This is a genomic window from Salinibaculum sp. SYNS191 (genome assembly GCF_037338445.1).
Classification (GTDB): Archaea; Halobacteriota; Halobacteria; order Halobacteriales; family Haloarculaceae; genus Salinibaculum; species Salinibaculum marinum.
Genome location: NZ_CP147838.1, coordinates 3,814,391 through 3,831,485, shown reverse-complemented (window position 1 = coordinate 3,831,485; position 17,095 = coordinate 3,814,391). Strand labels below are relative to the sequence as shown.

General features: G+C 67.4%; 18 protein-coding genes. 10 read left to right on the top strand and 8 right to left on the bottom strand.

What is annotated here, in order from left to right:
* Positions 1-13: 13 nt before the first annotated feature.
* Together WDJ57_RS19850 and ribH are read right to left on the bottom strand one after the other, a co-directional pair.
* Positions 14-1,174 carry a pyridoxal phosphate-dependent aminotransferase gene (locus WDJ57_RS19850; protein ID WP_338902748.1) on the bottom strand — a complete coding sequence of 387 codons (1,161 nt, stop codon included), beginning with the start codon at positions 1,172-1,174 and terminating at the stop codon, positions 14-16.
* A complete protein-coding gene (ribH, locus tag WDJ57_RS19845) occupies positions 1,171-1,584 on the bottom strand; it encodes a 6,7-dimethyl-8-ribityllumazine synthase (RefSeq protein WP_338902747.1) in 414 nt (137 codons plus the stop codon). Before ribH ends, WDJ57_RS19850 begins: the two co-directional genes overlap by 4 nt.
* Before the next feature lie 103 nt (positions 1,585-1,687).
* Here ribH and WDJ57_RS19840 point away from each other — a divergent pair, with 103 nt between their 5' ends.
* Positions 1,688-3,664, top strand: coding sequence for a flippase activity-associated protein Agl23 (locus tag WDJ57_RS19840; RefSeq protein WP_338902746.1), 1,977 nt, complete (start codon positions 1,688-1,690; stop codon positions 3,662-3,664).
* A gap of 39 nt (positions 3,665-3,703) precedes the next feature.
* Positions 3,704-4,861, top strand: coding sequence for a 5-(carboxyamino)imidazole ribonucleotide synthase (locus WDJ57_RS19835; protein ID WP_338902745.1), 1,158 nt, complete (start codon positions 3,704-3,706; stop codon positions 4,859-4,861).
* Positions 4,862-4,864: 3 nt separating this feature from the next.
* On the opposite strand, the gene WDJ57_RS19830 is transcribed toward WDJ57_RS19835, so the two are convergent.
* Positions 4,865-5,095, bottom strand: coding sequence for a hypothetical protein (locus WDJ57_RS19830; RefSeq protein WP_338902744.1), 231 nt, complete (start codon positions 5,093-5,095; stop codon positions 4,865-4,867).
* A 123-nt stretch (positions 5,096-5,218) separates the two neighbouring features.
* Here WDJ57_RS19830 and WDJ57_RS19825 point away from each other — a divergent pair, with 123 nt between their 5' ends.
* From WDJ57_RS19825 to WDJ57_RS19795, 7 genes are all read left to right on the top strand, one after another.
* On the top strand, positions 5,219-5,860 hold the full coding sequence (locus tag WDJ57_RS19825) for an AIR carboxylase family protein (protein ID WP_338902743.1): 642 nt from the start codon (positions 5,219-5,221) through the stop codon (positions 5,858-5,860).
* Between the two features lie 328 nt (positions 5,861-6,188).
* Positions 6,189-6,605, top strand: coding sequence for an NADH-quinone oxidoreductase subunit A (locus WDJ57_RS19820; RefSeq protein WP_338902742.1), 417 nt, complete (start codon positions 6,189-6,191; stop codon positions 6,603-6,605).
* Complete coding sequence (locus WDJ57_RS19815; protein ID WP_338902741.1) at positions 6,602-7,300, top strand: NADH-quinone oxidoreductase subunit B; 699 nt, start codon at positions 6,602-6,604, stop codon at positions 7,298-7,300. The genes WDJ57_RS19820 and WDJ57_RS19815 overlap by 4 nt, the downstream gene beginning before the upstream one ends.
* 79 nt (positions 7,301-7,379) lie before the next feature.
* Positions 7,380-9,062 carry an NADH-quinone oxidoreductase subunit D gene (locus WDJ57_RS19810; protein ID WP_338902740.1) on the top strand — a complete coding sequence of 561 codons (1,683 nt, stop codon included), beginning with the start codon at positions 7,380-7,382 and terminating at the stop codon, positions 9,060-9,062.
* A complete protein-coding gene (locus WDJ57_RS19805; protein WP_338902739.1) occupies positions 9,062-10,114 on the top strand; it encodes a complex I subunit 1/NuoH family protein in 1,053 nt (350 codons plus the stop codon). The genes WDJ57_RS19810 and WDJ57_RS19805 overlap by 1 nt, the downstream gene beginning before the upstream one ends.
* 19 nt (positions 10,115-10,133) lie before the next feature.
* Entirely contained in the window at positions 10,134-10,595 is a 462-nt protein-coding gene (locus tag WDJ57_RS19800; protein ID WP_338902738.1) for a NuoI/complex I 23 kDa subunit family protein, read from the top strand.
* Positions 10,596-10,707: 112 nt separating this feature from the next.
* Complete coding sequence (locus tag WDJ57_RS19795; protein ID WP_338902737.1) at positions 10,708-10,908, top strand: dodecin; 201 nt, start codon at positions 10,708-10,710, stop codon at positions 10,906-10,908.
* On the opposite strand, the gene WDJ57_RS19790 is transcribed toward WDJ57_RS19795, so the two are convergent.
* From WDJ57_RS19790 to WDJ57_RS19770, 5 genes are all read right to left on the bottom strand, one after another.
* Entirely contained in the window at positions 10,905-11,273 is a 369-nt protein-coding gene (locus WDJ57_RS19790) for a HesB/IscA family protein (protein ID WP_338902736.1), read from the bottom strand. The two genes, WDJ57_RS19795 and WDJ57_RS19790, sit on opposite strands and share 4 nt — an antisense overlap.
* Before the next feature lie 71 nt (positions 11,274-11,344).
* Positions 11,345-12,439 carry a hypothetical protein gene (locus WDJ57_RS19785; protein WP_338902735.1) on the bottom strand — a complete coding sequence of 365 codons (1,095 nt, stop codon included), beginning with the start codon at positions 12,437-12,439 and terminating at the stop codon, positions 11,345-11,347.
* Between the two features lie 59 nt (positions 12,440-12,498).
* Positions 12,499-13,554 carry a hypothetical protein gene (locus WDJ57_RS19780; protein ID WP_338902734.1) on the bottom strand — a complete coding sequence of 352 codons (1,056 nt, stop codon included), beginning with the start codon at positions 13,552-13,554 and terminating at the stop codon, positions 12,499-12,501.
* 40 nt (positions 13,555-13,594) lie between these two features.
* Positions 13,595-14,863, bottom strand: coding sequence for a histidinol dehydrogenase (gene hisD, locus WDJ57_RS19775; RefSeq protein WP_338902733.1), 1,269 nt, complete (start codon positions 14,861-14,863; stop codon positions 13,595-13,597).
* A gap of 47 nt (positions 14,864-14,910) precedes the next feature.
* Positions 14,911-15,669 (bottom strand): DnaJ domain-containing protein, encoded by a 759-nt coding sequence (locus WDJ57_RS19770; protein ID WP_338902732.1) that lies wholly within the window; start codon positions 15,667-15,669, stop codon positions 14,911-14,913.
* A 145-nt stretch (positions 15,670-15,814) separates the two neighbouring features.
* Here WDJ57_RS19770 and WDJ57_RS19765 point away from each other — a divergent pair, with 145 nt between their 5' ends.
* A complete protein-coding gene (locus tag WDJ57_RS19765) occupies positions 15,815-17,026 on the top strand; it encodes a threonine synthase (protein ID WP_338902730.1) in 1,212 nt (403 codons plus the stop codon).
* Positions 17,027-17,095: the final 69 nt, after the last annotated feature.

Below are 17,095 nucleotides of genomic sequence, written 5' to 3'. Positions count from 1 at the left end.
GCAGCGACCGTCCTCAGAGCAGGTCGCCGTCGTCCAGTCGCTCGACGGCCTCCCGGAGTCGCTCCTTGCTGTTGGCGTAGGAGATGCGTGCGTACCCCGGCGTGCCGAACGCGCTGCCGGGAACGGTCGCGACGTGTGCCTCCTCGATGGCCTCCTCGCACCAGCTCTGGTCGTCCTCGTCGACGGGGAGCATCATGTAGAAGGCGCCCTGCGGCGTGGCGACGTCTTTCCCGTACTCGGCGAAGAGGTCGACGAGCATGTCGCGGCGTTCCTGGAAGGCCTGGCGCATCTCCTCGACGGCCTCGTCGGTGTTGCGCAGCGCCTCGATGCCGGCGTGCTGGACGAAGTTGACGGCACAGGAGACGGAGTGGCTGTGGATCTTGCCGGCCTGCTCGATGAGTTCCTCCGGGCCGGCGAAGTACCCGAGCCGCCAGCCGGTCATCGCGTAGGCCTTCGAGAAGCCGTTGACCGTGATGGTCCGGTCGCGCATCCCCTCCAGCGTGCCGAGGCTGGTGTAGGAGACGCCGTCGTAGACGATTTTCTCGTATATCTCGTCGGAGATGACCGTCACGTCGTGGTTGACGGCGATGTCGCGGACGCCCTGGAGTGCCGCTTCCGAGTAGACTGCGCCGTGGGGGTTGCCCGGTGTGTTGATGACCAGCATTTCGGTGTCGCTCGTCACCGCGCCGCGGAGGTCGCCCAGCGCGTCCTCCAGCCGGAAGTCGTACTGGGCGGTGTCGACGCGCTTCAAGCTCCCGCCGGCGAGTTTGACCATCGCCTCGTAGGAGACCCACGCGGGGTCCAGCAGGACGACTTCGTCGCCGTCGTCGATGAGCGTCTGGAACACCTCGAACAGCGCCTGCTTGCCGCCGGGGGTGACCATCACGTTCTCGGGGCCATACTGCGTGAGGCCGCTCTCCGTCTGGAGCTTCTGAGCGATTGCCTCGCGGAGTTCCGGGATGCCCTGCGAGGGCGTGTATCCGGTCTTGCCGGCTTCCAGCGCGCGCTCGGCGGACTCCTTGATGTTCTGTGGCGTGTCGAAGTCGGGTTCGCCGACGCTGAGGTCGACGACGTCGACGCCGTCGGCTTCGAGTTCGGCTGCCTTGTTGCTAATCGCCAGCGTGGCGGACGGTTCGACGCGTTCTACGCGGTCGGTGAAGTCGAGGTCTGTCATGATTCGAGTTCGTGTACCAAGTCTATCGCACTGTCCACGGCCGTCGCACCGTAGTCCACCCGCGCGTCGGCCTCGTCCTGGCTCATGCCCGGACCGGTGATGCCCAGCGTCACCGGCGTGTCGCGGTCGAGGCTGACCTCCGTCAGCCCCTGCGCCGCGGCGTCGGCGATGACCTGGTCGTGGTCGGTGTCGCCCGTCACGATGGCACCGATGACGGTCACCGCGTCGACGTCGTCGCGGCGCGCCAGGCGGTCGGCCGCCAGCGGGGTGTCGTACGACCCCGGCACCTCGACGGTCTCGACGATGTCGGCACCGCGGTCCTGGGCGGCCTCGCGTGCCAGGTCCGCCATCTCCTGTGTGAGTGGTCGTTCCTTGTTGAACTGGGCGACGACCAGCCCGAGCTGCACCATACCTGAGCGGGTGTGTCGTGTACTAAAAGAACTACCGTTCTCGGCACACGCGTGGCCGTTCGCAACCGCACCGGTTTTAACGGTCGGACTCGCGTGTGCGGATATGCCAGGCCCCGACGACGAGTCCCCGGACGAGGGGTCCGACGACCCCGGGCCGGCCGACGAGGTGCCCGCCGGGGACGGACGCTCCTCCATCCCCGACGGCGACGGGGGGCCGCCGACAGCGGCGGACGCCCCGACCACACCGACGCGGGAACCGCAGTCCCAACCGGAGTCGCCCGCGTGGCAGCGGGTCGACGCCGCCCGCGAGTACCTCGCCTCGGTAGACCTCGTCCGCGCCGTCGCAGTCATCACCGCGCTGGCCGTCCTGGTCCGCCTCGTCGGCCTCGGTGCCCGCCCGATGCACTTCGACGAGAGCCGGGTCGCCTACTGGTCGCTGCACTACATCGAGAGCGGGTCGCTGACCTACCGCCCGGTCGTCCACGGCCCGTTCATCCAGATTGTCAACGCCTTCACCTTCGCGACGTTCGGCGCGAGCGACTTCCTCGCGCGCCTGCCGGTCGCCCTGGCGGGCGGCCTGCTTCCGGCCACCGCCTTGCTCTTTCGCGAGCACCTGCGGAAGGACGAGACCATCGTCTTCGCCCTCTTTCTCTCGGCGAACTCGATTCTGCTGTACTACTCGCGGTTCATGCGCAGCGACGTGCTCCTGGCAGCGTTCATGTTCACGGCCTTCGCGCTATTTGTCCGCTACTACGACACCCGGCGGGTCGGCCTGCTGTACGCGGCGATGGTCTTCGTCGGGATGGGGTTTGCCTCGAAGGAGAACGCCATCGTCTACGTGCTGACGTGGCTCGGTGCCACGGCGCTTCTCGTCGACCAGGGGCTGTACCGCCCCCGGACCTACCGCAGCGGCTTCGCCGCGGCGAAAGACGCCGTCACCGACCGGCTGTCGGTCGGCTACCTCAAGTACTACGTCGGCCACGGCGTCGGTCTGGCGGTGGTGCTCGTCGGCGTCCTCGTCTTCTTCTACGCCGACCGCGGCGCGGGGCTGGCGGGTCTCCAGCGACCCCCGACGGCACCGTCCGCGGGCGCGACGGGACTGTACGAGGCGCTGGGGCAGCCACTGAGTTTCCCCGGCTACGCCGTCGACACGCTCCAGGGCGCGGCCGACGCCGCACTCGACCACTGGGGCAGTCCCGCGGGCGGCGAGGACGAGTCGCTCGTCAGCACCTACCTCACCAACATCGGCCGGGACATCGACGTGCTCGCCACGCACGGGGTCGTCGTCCTCGTCTTCGGCGTCATCGGCTTCTTCTGGGAGCGCTACGGCCGTGCCACCTCGCGCAACCTCGTGATATTCGCCGGCTACATCGGCATCGTCTCGCTGCTCGGCTACCCGCTGGCCGACGACATCGGCGGCGCACACTGGCTCCACGTCCACGTGCTCCTCCCGATGGCGATTCCCGCCGCGGTCGGCATCGCCCGTTTCGCCCGCTTTGGCAAGACAGCCACCGAGAACCGCGACCCGATAGCCGGTCTCGTCGTCGGGTTCATCCTCCTCCTGCTGGTCGCGCAGGTCGGCGCGACGGCGGTCGGCAGTTCCTACGTCGACACCACCTCCACCGACAACACGCTCGCCCAGTACGCACAGGCGGAGGCCGACGCACGGGACGCAATCGACGCCATCAACGCCATCGCGGGCACGGAGAATCCGGACGTCCTCGTCTACTCCGAGGCGTCGTTCTCCGACCGGCCGCTGGTCGGCAACGAACCGACGTTATTGACGCGCCCGATATGTCTCGGGACCGGGTGGTACTCCAGCCTGCCGCTGCCGTGGTACGTCGAGAAGGCCGACGCGAACGTCACCTGCGAGAACTCCACGTCCGCGCTGCGTGACACCGTCTCGCAGAACCCGCCGCCGCTGCTCGTCACCAACACCGCAGACGACTCGGTCCCGAAAGAGCAGTTGAACGAGCAGTACGTCTCCCGGACCTTCGAGTGGTTCAAGTACGGCCACCAGGTGACGGTCTGGGTCCGCGAGGACCGGGTGGACGAGGTGGGCTGGGCGGTGGCGACATGAGCGAACGCTTTTGACCGTCGGGTGCACACTCCGGCGACAATGACACGCAGTGCTCCCGGTACGACGCTCGGCGTCGTCGGCGGCGGCCAACTCGGCCGGATGCTGGCCGAGGCCGCCGCGCCGCTGGGTATCGACCTCGTCGTCTCCGACCCTACTCCCGACGCACCGGCCTCGCCCGTCGCGCGCGAGCAGGTCGTCGGCGACTTCGACGACCCGGAGACCATCCGCGCCGTCGCCGAACGCTCGGACTATCTCACCTTCGAGATAGAACTCGCCGACCCGGACGCGATGGAGCGAATCGCAGCGGAGACGGACACGCCGGTCCACCCCCATCCCGAGACGCTCCGGACGATTCAGGACAAGTTCGTCCAGAAGGAACGCCTCAGCGAGGCCGGCGTCCCCGTCCCTGCCTACCGGGCGGTCGACTCGGTCGCTGACCTCCGCGAGGCACTCGACGACCTCGGCTACCCGGCGATGCTCAAGGCCCGGGAAGGCGGCTACGACGGCCGCGGGAACGTCCCCGTCGAGTCGCCGGACGACGTCGACGCGGCGTTCGACGCCATCGAGGGCCCGGCGATGGTCGAGGAGTTCGTCGACTACGCGCGGGAACTCGCCGTCATCGGGTGCGTCGGCGACGGCGAGCGCGACACCTTCCCCGTCACCGAGACCATCCACCGCGAGGAGATACTCCGGGAGTCGGTCGCGCCTGCTCGGACCGACGAAGGCGTGCGCGAGCGCGCCCGAGAGGTTGCACTGGACGTCCTCGACGCGATGGACGGCCGGGGCGTCTACGGCATCGAACTGTTCGAGACGACCGGCGGCGAGATTCTCCTGAACGAAATCGCGCCGCGACCCCACAACTCCGGGCACTGGACCATCGAGGGCTGTCACACCTCCCAGTTCGAGCAACACGCCCGCGCCGTGACAGGGCTGCCGCTCGGGACCACCGAACTCAGGGACCCGACCGTCTCGGCGAACGTCCTCGGCGACGTCGAGGACCGTCAGCCGGCCAGCGTCGACGGCGCGGCCGACGCGCTCGCGACCGAGCGTCTGGCTCTGCACTGGTACGGCAAGCGCGAGGTCTACCGCCTGCGCAAGATGGGACACGTCACGCTCGTCGGTGCCGGGGACGAATCGCGTGACGACCTGCTGGCCCGTGTGCGGGGGGTCCGTGACGGCCTCACCTTCGGTGACTGAGACTCACGGTGACCGTTCGTCGAGGAGTTTGTCGATGTCGGCGGCCACGTTCCCCTCCCGTTCGACGCCCAGGCGCTCGGCCAGGTCGCCGCGGTCGAGGGCGTCTTCGAGTTCCCAGCGGGTCACGCCGGCGCGCTGGGCCGCCTCTGCGACGGTACAGTCGCTGAGCGCGAGCAGCCCCACCGCCGTCGCGAGGTCCGCCTTCACGTCCGTGACGGCAACCTTCTCTCCCATGTCGACCGTGGGTATCGCTCACACGCGCTTGAATCTACCTCCGCAATTACCAGATTTGAGATTGGGAGGCAGGCCGACGGCCGACCAGCAACGCTTAGGGGAGCGGCAGACGGAGGGGCGGACATGAACGACCAGTTGCAGTCGCTCATCGACGAACTGGAGACACAGGCCGACGAGGACCGCCCGGCCGCCGACACGCCGGACGTGGGCGTCGTCATGGGTTCGGACTCGGACCTCGACGTGATGGCCGGCTCCGAGGAGGGGCGGCCTGGGGCCTACGACGCCTTCAAGGAGCATCTCGGGTTCGCCGAGCAGACCGACTACGAGAACCCGCCCGAGGAGCGGTTCACTTTCGAGACGTTCGTGGTCTCGGCCCACAGGACGCCGGAACTGATGTACGCCTACGGCGAGACGGCTGTGGACCGCGGCATCGAGGTCATCATCGCGGGCGCGGGCGGCAAGTCGGCGGACCTGCCGAACATGACCGCCTCCATCGCCTATCCGCTGCCGGTCATCGGCGTCCCCGTCCAGGAGAAGTCCGTCGACTCCGTCATCGGCATGCCACAGGGGGCACCGCTCACGGCCGTCGACGCGGGAAAGTCGTTCAACGCGGCGCTGTCGGCCGCACAGATTCTCTCCTGCCAGCACGAGGAGCTCCGCGAGCGACTGGTGGCCTACCACGACGACCTCCAGACGGGCGTCGCGGAGGTATCGCGCGCACTCCACGAACTCGGCACCCCCGGCTTCCGCGAGAACTACGAGTGACGACGGAGGCTCCGCCGCCGGAGCCACCCTGTTCGCTCGCTCTCCAGCACCCCCGGTCATGACGTCGTGACTATCGCCGTCGTGGCCGCGACGTCGGGTGGCCGTTCGTCCACTGTCACGGCAGATTTCGCCGGAGAAAGTGAAGCTGGAGTGTCACGTGAGCGAGCGGTTGTGGCAGAGATTGACAGGCGCGGGAGCGTGGCGACATGTCGGCTGTCGGACGCTGGTAGGCGTCTGCGGCGGTTTCGGGCACGGAACCGCGACAAATGGGAAGAATCAACCCTTATATGGGACCGCTCCAAAACCAAAGACGACAGGAGAAACCAGTATGGCAAACGCATGGATAGCCATCGGGGCACTGGCGCTCGTGGCCGTCGCCATCCCGGTCGTGATGATGGTGGCATCGGCGCTGTTGCGGCCCAGCGTACCCGAACAGGGGAAACGTGCCACCTACGAGAGTGGGGAGGTCCCGACGGGGAGCAGCCGCGCGATTCGGTTCAACATCCAGTACTACATGGTCGCGCTGCTGTTCGTCGTCTTCGACATCGAGACCGTCCTCATCTTCCCGTGGACCGTCGTCTACCAGGACGCAATCAACCAGGTCGGCCTCTGGCGCGCGCTCGGGCCGATGCTGCTGTTCGTCGGCATCCTGGTCGTCGGCCTCGTCTGGGCGTGGCGCAAGGGCGCAGTCGAGTGGGTGCGGAGTCCCCGGGCTGATAGACAGCGCGTAGAGCAACAATCATGAGTAAAGAAAAAGAGCTACACGACACGCTTGCACAGGCACAGTCGACGCAGGAGGCCCGGATGGGCGAGGGCGTCGATAACCGATTCAACTCGAAGCTCCGGCAGGCATTCGGGCACACCCCCTTCATCCTCACCAAGTTCGACAAGTTCATGAACTGGGTGCGGGGGTCCTCGATGTTCATGCTGCTGTTCGGTATCGCCTGCTGTTCTATCGAGATGATGCACACGTACGCGGTCAAACACGACCTCGACCGGTTCGGCGCGGGGGTCCCACGCGCCTCGCCGCGACAGGCGGACGTCATCATCGTCCCGGGGACTATCGTCTCCAAGTTCGCTCCCCGGATGCAGCGGGTCTACGACCAGATGGCCGAGCCGAAGTTCGTCGTCTCGATGGGGTCGTGTACCATCTCCGGCGGCCCGTTCCAGGAGGGGTACAACGTCATCAAGGGAGCCGAGGAGGTCATCCCGGTGGACATCCACGTCCCCGGTTGCCCGCCCCGCCCCGAGGCGCTCATCTACGGCATCGCGAAACTGCAGGAGCGCGTCGCAAACGGCGAGACGTCGCCGGTGACGGTCAAGCCCTACGAACTCGAACAGTTCGGCGACCTCGAACAGGACGAACTCGTCGAGAAACTCACCGACGACATCGACGAGGACGACCTCGTCATGCGGTACAACTGGGTTGATTCGCCATGAGCACGCCAAGACATTCCTGCTCGCTTCGCTCCGCGGGCTGTGACTCGTCTACTCATGCTCGACACTGGAGGTGTCTCGCATGAGTCTAGAAGAACCCGACCGCCCAGAACTCGAAGCGGGCGTCACGGAGGACGGCTCGGTCGACTACGACGAACTGGCCGAGCTGCTGGGCGACCACGTCATCGACCGCGAGGAACACGTCAACGCCGAGGCCTTCGTCATCCGCCCCGACGAGGTGGAGGCGGTTCTCTCGACGCTCAAAGAGGAGGCCGGCTTCGACCACCTCTCGCTGGTCACCGCACAGGACTATCAGGACCGCTACGAATCTATCTACCACCTGACGAAGTTCGACGACCGGACCCAGGAGATATCCATCGTCGTCCCCACGTCGCGCGACGACCCCGTCAGCGAGTCGGCCGCTGGCGTCTTCGACACCGCGAACTGGCACGAGCGGGAGGCCTACGACCTCGTCGGCATCGAGTACGAGGGCCACCCTGACCTCCGCCGGATTCTGCTCCCGGAGACCTGGCAGGGCCACCCGCTCTCGATGGACTACAATCAGGACAAGCCACAGATTGTCCCCCTGCGGGAGCACGCGAACCCGATGGAGGACAAGACCCAGATTCCGGACGACCCGGACACGATGTTCGTCAACATCGGTCCGCACCACCCGGCGACACACGGCGTCCTCCACGTCAAGACGACGCTGGACGGCGAGCAGGTGGCCGACATCGAGCCGGACATGGGCTACCTGCACCGCTGCGAGGAGCAGATGTGCCAGCAGTCGACCTACCGCCACCAGATAATGCCCTACCCCGACCGGTGGGACTACATCTCGGCCGGCATCCTCAACGAGTGGGCCTACGCCCGCGCGGCCGAGGACCTCGCGGACATCGACGTCCCCGAGTACGCGCAGGTCATCCGGACGATGTCCGCGGAGCTGTGTCGCATCGCCGCGCACCTGCTGGCGGTTGCGACCTTCGCGCTGGACATCTACGGCGACTTCACGGCCATCTTCATGTACGCCATCCGCGACCGCGAGGTCATCCAGAACATCCTGGAGGACCTGACCGGGCAGCGGCTGATGTTCAACTACATGCGCCTGGGTGGCGTCGCGTGGGACCTGCCCGAGCCCCGCGAGGAGTTCTTCGAGAAGACCCGCGACTTCCTCGACGAACTGCCACAGCGCCTGGAGGAGTACCACAACCTCCTGACCTCGAACGAACTGTTCCAGATGCGCGTCGTCGACACCGGCGTCCTCCCCCCGGAGGAGGCGAAGAGCTACGGCGCGACCGGACCGGTCGCCCGCGGCTCCGGCATCGACTACGACCTGCGCCGCGACGACCCGTACGGCTACTACGACGAACTCGACTGGGACGTCGTCACGGACGACGGCTGCGACAACTTCGCGCGTGCCTCGGTCCGCCTGCGCGAGATGGAGCAGTCCGGCCGCATCATCGAACAGTGTGTCGACCTGCTGGAGGACTGGCCGGAGGAGGACCGCGAGATACAGTCCAACGTCCCCCGGACGCTCAAGCCGGACCCCGACACCGAAATCTACCGCGCCGTCGAGGGTGCGAAGGGCGAACTCGGCATCTACATCCGCTCGGACGGGACGGACAAGCCTGCACGATTCAAGATTCGCAGCCCGTGCTTCTGTAACCTCCAGACCCTGCCGGTCATGTCCGAGGGCGAGTACATCCCCGACATGATCGCCTCCCTCGGCAGCCTGGACATCGTCCTCGGGGAGGTGGACCGCTGATGGTCACGCTCCCCGAACAGCTCGCCGGGGTGCTCCCGATAGGGGGGACCGCCGGCGAGATTATCGCGGCGCTCATCGGGGCGACCATCATCGGGAGCCTCATGCTGGCGAACACGGCCGTCGCCGGCCCGTGGGCCAAGCGGAAGATTACCGCAGCGTTCACCGACCGGATTGCCGTCGAGCGAATCGGCCCGTTCGGTCTGCTCATCATCGTCGCCGACTCCGTCCGTCTGTTGTCGAAGGAACTGATCGTGCCGGAGGGCGTCGACCGCCCGGCCTGGGACCTCGCGCCCCTGGTGCTGGCGTCGTCGGCGCTGCTCGGGTACGCGGTCATCCCGATGGGGTCGATTCTGGGTATCAACCTTCAGCTTGCCGACCCCGAAACCGGCCTGGCGTACGTCTTCGCCATCGCGTCGCTGGCGTCGCTGGGGCTTGTGATGGCGGGATACTCCTCGAACAACAAGTTCTCGTTCCTGGGCGGACTGCGTGCGGTGGCCCAGAACCTCGCCTACGAGATTCCGCTCGTCCTGACGGGCGTGTCCGTCGTCATCTTCACGGGCACGCTGCAGATGAGCGAAATCGTCGCCGCACAGCAGGAGACGCTGTTCGCGCTCGGTCCCATCGCGATTCCCTCGTGGTTCGCGTTCATCAACCCGTTCGCGTTCGTCCTGTTCGTGATCGCGAACCTCGCGGAGATCGGTCGGAACCCCTTCGACATCCCGGAAGCGCCGACTGAGATTGTCGCGGGGTACCAGACCGAGTACTCGTCGGTGTACTTCGTGCTCATCTACCTCGGCGAGTTCCTGCACATCTTCCTCGGCGGTGCCATCATCGCCACCATCTTCCTGGGTGGCCCGGCGGGGCCGGTCCTGCCAGGGTTCATCTGGTTCATGATCAAGATCTGGGCGGTGTTCCTGTTCACGCAGTGGGCCCGCTCGGCAGTCCCCCGGGTTCGCATCGACCAGCTCATCCAGATCGGCTGGAAGGGGATGCTCGTGCTCTCCTTCGCGAACCTGGTGCTGACGGCGGTTATCGTCGGAGTGATCGTCTGATGTTCGGAGGTGTCACACAATGATCGGAGTCCTCAAAGGTATGGCAACGACGATGAAGCACGCGCTCGACGGGAAGACGTTCACCGTCAAGTACCCCGAAGAAACGCCGGAGGTCTCCCCCCGGTTCCGCGGCGTCCACAAGTTCAGCCAGGAGCGGTGCATCTGGTGTCGCCAGTGCGAGAACGTCTGCCCGAACGACACGATACAGATTGTCACCGACGACCAGCGCAACGGCGAGCAGTACAACCTCCACATCGGCCAGTGCATCTACTGCCGGCTCTGTGAGGAAGTCTGTCCCGTCGACGCCATCCTCCTGACGGAGAACTTCGAGTTCGTCGCCGACACGAAAGACGAGTTCGCCTTCAACAAGGAGGAACTCAAGAACGTCCCGTGGTACAAGGATATGGACCCGCTGGAGTCCCGCGAACCCGACCGCGGCGCGTGGATCGGCGAGGGCGAAGGCGAAGTCGACTACCAGTAGCTCGATTTTCCGCTGTTCGGTATCTCGTTCTCGACGGTCGTCGAGTCGGGACGCAAACTTTCGTCGTTCAGGTCAGGTTTTTTATCGGTAGGGCGTGTCAACATATCCCGCAATGGTATTCAAGAAGATAACGCTGATCGGGACGAGTTCGGAGAGCTTCGAAGACGCGACGGAGAACGCGATAGACCGGGCCGAGGCGACGCTTGACAACGTGTACTGGGTCGACGTCGTCGAACAGGGCGTCGAGATAGCGAGCGTCGAGGGGCGGGAGTACCAGGCCGAGGTCGAGGTTGCGTTCGAACTGGAGGGCTAGGTCCGGAAGCTCTCGCCGCAGCCACACTCGCTGACCACGTTCGGGTTCTCGACGTGGAATCCGGCACCCTGCAATCCACCCTCGTAGGCGAGGACCGACCCCTCGATGTAGTCGATGCTGGCGGGGTCGACGAACACGCGCAGCCCCGCGTGTTCGGTGATGGTGTCCTCCGATTCCGGTTCGTGCTCGAACCGCATGCCGTACGACAGCCCGGCACACCCACCTTGCTGGACGTACAGCCGGAGGCCGGCCTCCTCTACGTCCATCCCCTGCTGGTCCATCAGGTTGAGGGCCTCCTCCGCTGCCGATTCGGTGACCGACACGGCTGTCTCGCCGCCATCGGGACTCTCTGCGGTACTGCTCATGGACGTAGACAGGAGGTGGACGATGTTAATTGTTTGCCACGGCGTGTGCTGTCACGGCCGCTCGGTGGCCGTTACGGCGAGGTGACGGAGGTACCGCCCACGGCCGTCCCGCCGAACCCGAGGGCGAAGGTGAAGGCGACGGCCAGCGCCCCGAGGGCGAAGGTGATACCGTCGCTGTTCGTGATGGTCACCGTCGACCCGTCGACGCTCGTCTCGACGTTTTCCAGTGCAGTCTGGAACTCCTGGAGGCTCTCTGTGTCGGCACCCGGTGCCTGGGCTGTCTGCTGGAGTTGCTGCTCGAAGCTCCCGAGTCCGATGTCGATGATGCCTTTGATTCCGCTCGCGGCGTCGTTGTTCTCGGCTTCGAGGTTGACCACCATCTCGCGGCCGTTGTCGCCGTCTGTGACGGAGCCGTACCCGTACTGCAGGTTGTTGAGCGCCTGGGCGTTCATACCGCCGGAACCGCCACTCCCGCCCTCGGGGAGTTGCTGTTCGGGCACTGCGAACCCGAACTGGACGTAGCCACCCTGTGCCGAGGTGTAGGCCGTCTCGACGTCGCCGCTCGCGGCGTCGGCGCTGCCCGTCCAGGTGTCAATGATGGACTTCACGCTCTGTTCGGTCCCGAAGGCGTAGGTGCCCTCCTCGAGCAACGCGGCCCACGTTCCGCCGCCGAACGACGAGCTCGGAACGTAGACCGTCTTGTCGCCGTAGGACTCCTCGGAGTACTCCGTGTCCGACATCGCGGACGTGACCGCCGACTCCTCCCACTCCGTCCAGAGGATGGTCCCGGCCGTGCTGCCCTCGGCGTCGCCGAACGCCAGCATCTCGGTGACGTCCCGCGGGTCGAGCCCCGACTCGGCCTCCACCTGGTCGAGCGCTGCCGTGATGTTCTGCGGACCGGTGCTCTGGGTCGCCTGTTCGTCGATCAGGCCGTTCACACGCTCCTGGACGGTGCTGTCGGTGAGCATCGCAGAGACGCTGACGTGGAGAACGAACGTCGAACCCGCCGGGACCTTGTCGATGCGCTGGTCTGCGTTCGCGCTGCCCCCACCGCCACCGACGAAGGGAATGGAGGAACAGCCGCTGAGTGAGCCGACGGTGGCGAGGCTCGCCACCGCCGCTCCCGCTTTCAGTACGGACCGTCTACTGGTCGTATCGTCGTGCATAGATTCCGGTTCGTGGCCACTTACCTAAACCTTGTCACTCTTTCATCTCCCCGGCAGTGTCACTGCTTCCGGATTCCAACCAGGAACGAAGCGAGGACGTGGCCGACGACCGCCGCGAACTCCCCGTCGTCGGCCCGGTAGGTCGCCCGCATGAGTTTTCCGTCCGTGGTCGTTTCGAGACCGCGAATCACTCCCTCGTAGGGCTGCAGTGCGGGCCTGTCGAGGCCCTGTGCCCGGGCGATGCCGACGAAGCTGTCGACCTGCGCCGAGAGCTGTTCGGCCTTGCCCGCCGAGCCGAGTTTCGTCACGACGCGGAGGCCACGGCGGTCGCCGTCCTCGAAGACAGAGCCGCGGACGTACCTGATGGCCGAGAACGGCACCGCGTCGACGGCCTGCTGTCCGAGGACCCGGGCGGCGACGGCGGCCATGTCCAGGTCGACGCCGAAGCGCACGTACTGGCCGCTCGCGGCGTCGAACGCGCTGCGGAGGCGGCCACCGACGCCGCCTTCGGTCCCGTTCGCGACGTCGACTCCGTCCCGGACGGCCGTCTCGCTCCCCAGCACGACCTTCCCGTCGCCGAGAACGGCGAGGTGTTCCGGCCCGATGCCAAGCACCGTCGTCCCCGCGTGTGTCGCCTCCCTCACTCTGGCGGGTGCCGCGTTCCGGAACGAGCGCAGCATCTCCTCGCGGCCCCAGTCCGTGTCGCCGACAACGCCCCAGTAGGGAGGCGACGGCGTCTCCGTCGGCGTCTCGACTGCTCCCCGTCCGACGAACGCGAGCGCCCGGTTTAGTTGGCGCGGGTCCAGGTCGTAGACGCCCGCGAGTCCGTCCAGGGCGGCCGTCACCGACGGCGGCACCTGCGAGTTCGCGCCACCGCGCTCGCCCAGTTCGGCGTTCGCCGCGTCGACGAACGACTCCGTCTCGCGCAGCGCCTGGAAGTCTACGGACAGCAGCGCGCCCGCCCTGTCGGGGACGTCCGCTGCGGGGCTGTCGGCGTCGCTCCCCTCGGTTCCACTGCCCCCGAAGATGCCACAGCCCGCGATGCTGGCTGCCGTCCCGAGGCCTGCCAGCCCGCCGGTAGCGCGGAGCACGTCGCGTCGCGTTCGGGGACTCATACCAGGGGTAAGCTCCGCCCGGCGGTTAACTACTTTGGGTCTACTCGAACCGCTTCTCGACGCTCTCGGCGTGAGCCTCCAGCCCTTCGGCCGTCGCCAGCGTCGTTATCGTCTCCCTGAGGTCGCCCAGCGAGTCCGCAGAGAGCCGCTGGACGGTCGTCGAGCGCAGAAACGTGTCGACGGAGAGGCCGCCCACGAGGTGGGCGCGCCCACCGGTCGGCAGCACGTGGTTCGGCCCGCTGGCGTAGTCGCCCGCGGCGACCGGGCTGTACGGCCCCAGGAACGCGGACCCGGCGCTGTCGATGCGGTCCAGCAGTTCCTCGTCGTCCTCGGCCTGGATGGCGAGGTGTTCGGCGGCGTACTCCTCGGCGAACAGTGCCGCCTCGCTCATCGAGCGGGCGAGGAAGACGCCGCTGGCGTCACTGGCGAGCGCGCCCTCGATGACGTCGGCCCGCTCGCGCTCCGGTACCTGTGCCTCGACGGCGTCGACGATGGCCGCGGCCAGGTCAGCGTCGTCGGTAACTGCCACGACGGAGGCGTCGGTGTCGTGTTCGGCCTGCGCGACGAGATCCGCCGCCACCAGGTCCGGGTCGGCCGTCCCGTCGGCGACGACCAGCAACTCGCTCGGCCCCGCCAGGAAGTCTATCTCGACGTCCCCACGGACCTCGGCTTTCGCCGCCGTCACCCAGCGGTTACCCGGCCCGACCACGACGTCGACGGCGCTGACGGTCTCAGTGCCGTACGCGAGCGCGCCGACGGCCTGGGCCCCGCCGACCTGGTAGACGGCGTCGGCTCCGGCCACGTCGATGGCCGCGAGCGTCGCGGGGTTCATCTCCTCGGCGGGTGGCGTCGCCACGGCGACGTGTTCGACGCCGGCGACCTTCGCCGGGATGACGCCCATGAGCGCGCTGGAGGGGTAGGCCGCGGTTCCGCCGGGGGCGTAGACGCCGGCGCTTTCGAGCGGGCGATAGCGCCGCCCAAGTTCCCGACCGTCGAAGTCCTCGCGCCAGTCGTCGGGCATCTGTCGTTCGTGAAACGCCCGGATATTCGTCGCGGCCGTCTCGATGGCCGCCAGCAGGTCGTCGCTCACCTGGTCGCGGGCCCGCGCCGCGCGGTCCGTGACGTCGATGTTCCCCACGTCGACGCCGTCGAACTCGCTGCTGAACTCCCGGAGGGCCACGTCGCCTTCCGCCTGCACCCGGTCAAGGATGTCTCTGACGTCCTCGCGGACCGCGTCGACGCCCGCCTCGCGTTCGAACAGTGCGGCCCGCTCCGCGGGCGAGAGGTCCGCAACACTGCGTACGTCCATGCCCACACGTACCGGCGGCGCGTACAAACGGCTTGCCATCGTCCCCGTCAGGAGTACAGTTGCGAGATGACGTGGACGACCGAGACGAAGACCACCAGCCCCAGGACGAGGACGACCACGACGAGCGCGGGCAGTGAAAGGTCCAGGTGCGTGTCCGCCTGCACGAAGGTGACCCAGGCGGTGGCTACCGCGCTCAGGATGAAGACGACGTGGATGAACAGCCAGGGGCCGACGGCCCGCACGACCCCGAGGATTCGCCGGCCAAGGGGAGGGTCGCCCGCCCCGACGTCCGTGTTCACCCGACGGTATGCCCTGGAGGCGTACTGCCAGTCCTCGCCGCTGGTCGCGGTGGTCGCTGTCCGGCCGCTCCGGGCGCTGTGCCGGCGCTTGCGGTAGGTGCTGCTGGCCGTTCGCTCTGCCTTCGTCGGGCCACCGTCGTCGCCGAGCCACGCCGTCCGGTCGTACCCGTCGGACGCCTCCCCGCGACTCGACCGTCCGGCCGCCGATGGCGAGGGTCGCGCCGTCGGGGAGGTATCGGACTCTGTGGTCGACTCGCTGGCCCACAGGTCCGAGCTGGCGTGGTTCGCGACGTACTCCTCGTGGCCCAGGCGGTCGTACCGGGAGCGTTCCTCGCTGTCGGTGAGCACGTCGCGTGCGGTCGTCAGGCGCTTGAACTGCTCGCTGGCGTCGGGGTCGTCGCTCACGTCCGGGTGTGCCTCCTTGACGAGTTCCCTGTACGCACGGCGTATCGTCTCCACGTCCGCGTCCTCGTCCACCCCGAGCGTGCTGTAGAGGGTCTCTGCCATCCCGACGGGTACCTCGACGCCTCGGTCTACGGCGTTGTCCGTCAAGAATCTGTCTGCACGCCGGGACGTCTCACGGGTGCGACGACGAGACACCGTTCGGGCGGCGAGTCCGACCACCTATACCGCCACTCGCCGTAGCGGGTCCATGACGACACCGACCCGCTGCCACCGCTGTGGAACCCGGTACCGGGAGGCCGGACGGCGGCGCTGTGACTGCGGCGAGCCGGTCTGGTACGACATCGACGTGGCCGACTTCGACTGGGACGACTGTACGGACGCCGACGGGATGTGGCGCTACGCACCGATACTCCCTGTCTCGGAGCCGCGCGGTCTCGCCGCGGGTGCCGGGGGGACGCCGCTGCTTCGCAGTCCGCGGCTGGATTCGGTTGCCGGCTGTCGCGTCTTCATCAAGGACGAGGGCGAGCAACCGACCGGGGCGTACAAGGACCGGGGGTCGGCCGTCGCCGTCTCGGAGTGGGACGAGACCGACGCGCAGGCCATCGGCACCGTCTCCTACGGCAACATGGCGATGAGCACCGCCGCCCACGCCGCGAGCGTGGGGGCGGACTGCGTCGTTCTAGTCCCGGCGGAGACTTCGGCCGTCCGCCTCTCGCTCATCGAGCAGTACGGCCCGACAGTCCTCCGGGTCTCCGGCGACTACGGTGCGCTGTACGACGACGTGCTGGGACTGGAGGACGTCCCCGTCGAGTTCTACCTCTCGGACCCGCCCGCACGAACCAGCGGCTACCGGACTGCCGTCTTCGAAGTGTACGAGCAGTTGCGCCCCGACGAGCCCGACGCGCTCGCGCTTCCGGCGAGTTCGGGCGGCTTCGCGAGCGGCGTCTACCAGGGGGTGCGTGACCTCCGAACGGCGGGTCTCATCGACGACCTGCCGCGGCTGTACCTCGTGCAGACGGCCGCCGCCGACCCAATCACCCGCGCGTTCGAGGGCGACGACGACGAGGTGGGAACGCTCGCGCCGGAGGAAGTGGGGGAGACTATCGCCCACTCCATCGGTAATCCGGCCCCGCCGAGCGGCACCGTCGCACTGGCGGCCGCGCGGGAGACCGGCGGTGCCGTCCTCTCTGTCTCCGACGACGAGATTCGCCGTGCCCAGCGGCAATTCGCAACGCGTGCGGGCGTCTGCGTCGAGCCGGCGTCTGCGACGACGCTGGCGGGCGTGCGTCGCCTGTCCGAGCGCGGCGACGTCGGGCCGGAAGAACGGGTCGTCCTCCTCCCAACCGGCACTGGCTTCAAGGAGGCCGGCACCGGTGAGACTCTCGACCCCGACAGCGTCGAGGCAGTCGAGCGCACCGACGTCCCCTCCCGACTCGCGACGCTGTTCGAGGCGGAGTGAGCCGTCGGGCCACTTGGCTGTTGTGTGGTACCTAACACCACTGCTATTATTCTAGCTGACGAATCGACC

Excerpts from the sequence above, each read along its gene's own strand:
- WDJ57_RS19850 (WP_338902748.1), bottom strand. The coding sequence starts at position 1,174 with ATGACAGACCTCGACTTCACCGACCGCGTAGAACGCGTCGAACCGTCC.
- ribH (WP_338902747.1), bottom strand. The coding sequence starts at position 1,584 with ATGGTGCAGCTCGGGCTGGTCGTCGCCCAGTTCAACAAGGAACGACCA.
- WDJ57_RS19840 (WP_338902746.1), top strand. The coding sequence starts at position 1,688 with ATGCCAGGCCCCGACGACGAGTCCCCGGACGAGGGGTCCGACGACCCC.
- WDJ57_RS19835 (WP_338902745.1), top strand. The coding sequence starts at position 3,704 with ATGACACGCAGTGCTCCCGGTACGACGCTCGGCGTCGTCGGCGGCGGC.
- WDJ57_RS19830 (WP_338902744.1), bottom strand. The coding sequence starts at position 5,095 with ATGGGAGAGAAGGTTGCCGTCACGGACGTGAAGGCGGACCTCGCGACG.
- WDJ57_RS19825 (WP_338902743.1), top strand. The coding sequence starts at position 5,219 with ATGAACGACCAGTTGCAGTCGCTCATCGACGAACTGGAGACACAGGCC.
- WDJ57_RS19820 (WP_338902742.1), top strand. The coding sequence starts at position 6,189 with ATGGCAAACGCATGGATAGCCATCGGGGCACTGGCGCTCGTGGCCGTC.
- WDJ57_RS19815 (WP_338902741.1), top strand. The coding sequence starts at position 6,602 with ATGAGTAAAGAAAAAGAGCTACACGACACGCTTGCACAGGCACAGTCG.
- WDJ57_RS19810 (WP_338902740.1), top strand. The coding sequence starts at position 7,380 with ATGAGTCTAGAAGAACCCGACCGCCCAGAACTCGAAGCGGGCGTCACG.
- WDJ57_RS19805 (WP_338902739.1), top strand. The coding sequence starts at position 9,062 with ATGGTCACGCTCCCCGAACAGCTCGCCGGGGTGCTCCCGATAGGGGGG.
- WDJ57_RS19800 (WP_338902738.1), top strand. The coding sequence starts at position 10,134 with ATGATCGGAGTCCTCAAAGGTATGGCAACGACGATGAAGCACGCGCTC.
- WDJ57_RS19795 (WP_338902737.1), top strand. The coding sequence starts at position 10,708 with ATGGTATTCAAGAAGATAACGCTGATCGGGACGAGTTCGGAGAGCTTC.
- WDJ57_RS19790 (WP_338902736.1), bottom strand. The coding sequence starts at position 11,273 with ATGAGCAGTACCGCAGAGAGTCCCGATGGCGGCGAGACAGCCGTGTCG.
- WDJ57_RS19785 (WP_338902735.1), bottom strand. The coding sequence starts at position 12,439 with ATGCACGACGATACGACCAGTAGACGGTCCGTACTGAAAGCGGGAGCG.
- WDJ57_RS19780 (WP_338902734.1), bottom strand. The coding sequence starts at position 13,554 with ATGAGTCCCCGAACGCGACGCGACGTGCTCCGCGCTACCGGCGGGCTG.
- hisD (WP_338902733.1), bottom strand. The coding sequence starts at position 14,863 with ATGGACGTACGCAGTGTTGCGGACCTCTCGCCCGCGGAGCGGGCCGCA.
- WDJ57_RS19770 (WP_338902732.1), bottom strand. The coding sequence starts at position 15,669 with ATGGCAGAGACCCTCTACAGCACGCTCGGGGTGGACGAGGACGCGGAC.
- WDJ57_RS19765 (WP_338902730.1), top strand. The coding sequence starts at position 15,815 with ATGACGACACCGACCCGCTGCCACCGCTGTGGAACCCGGTACCGGGAG.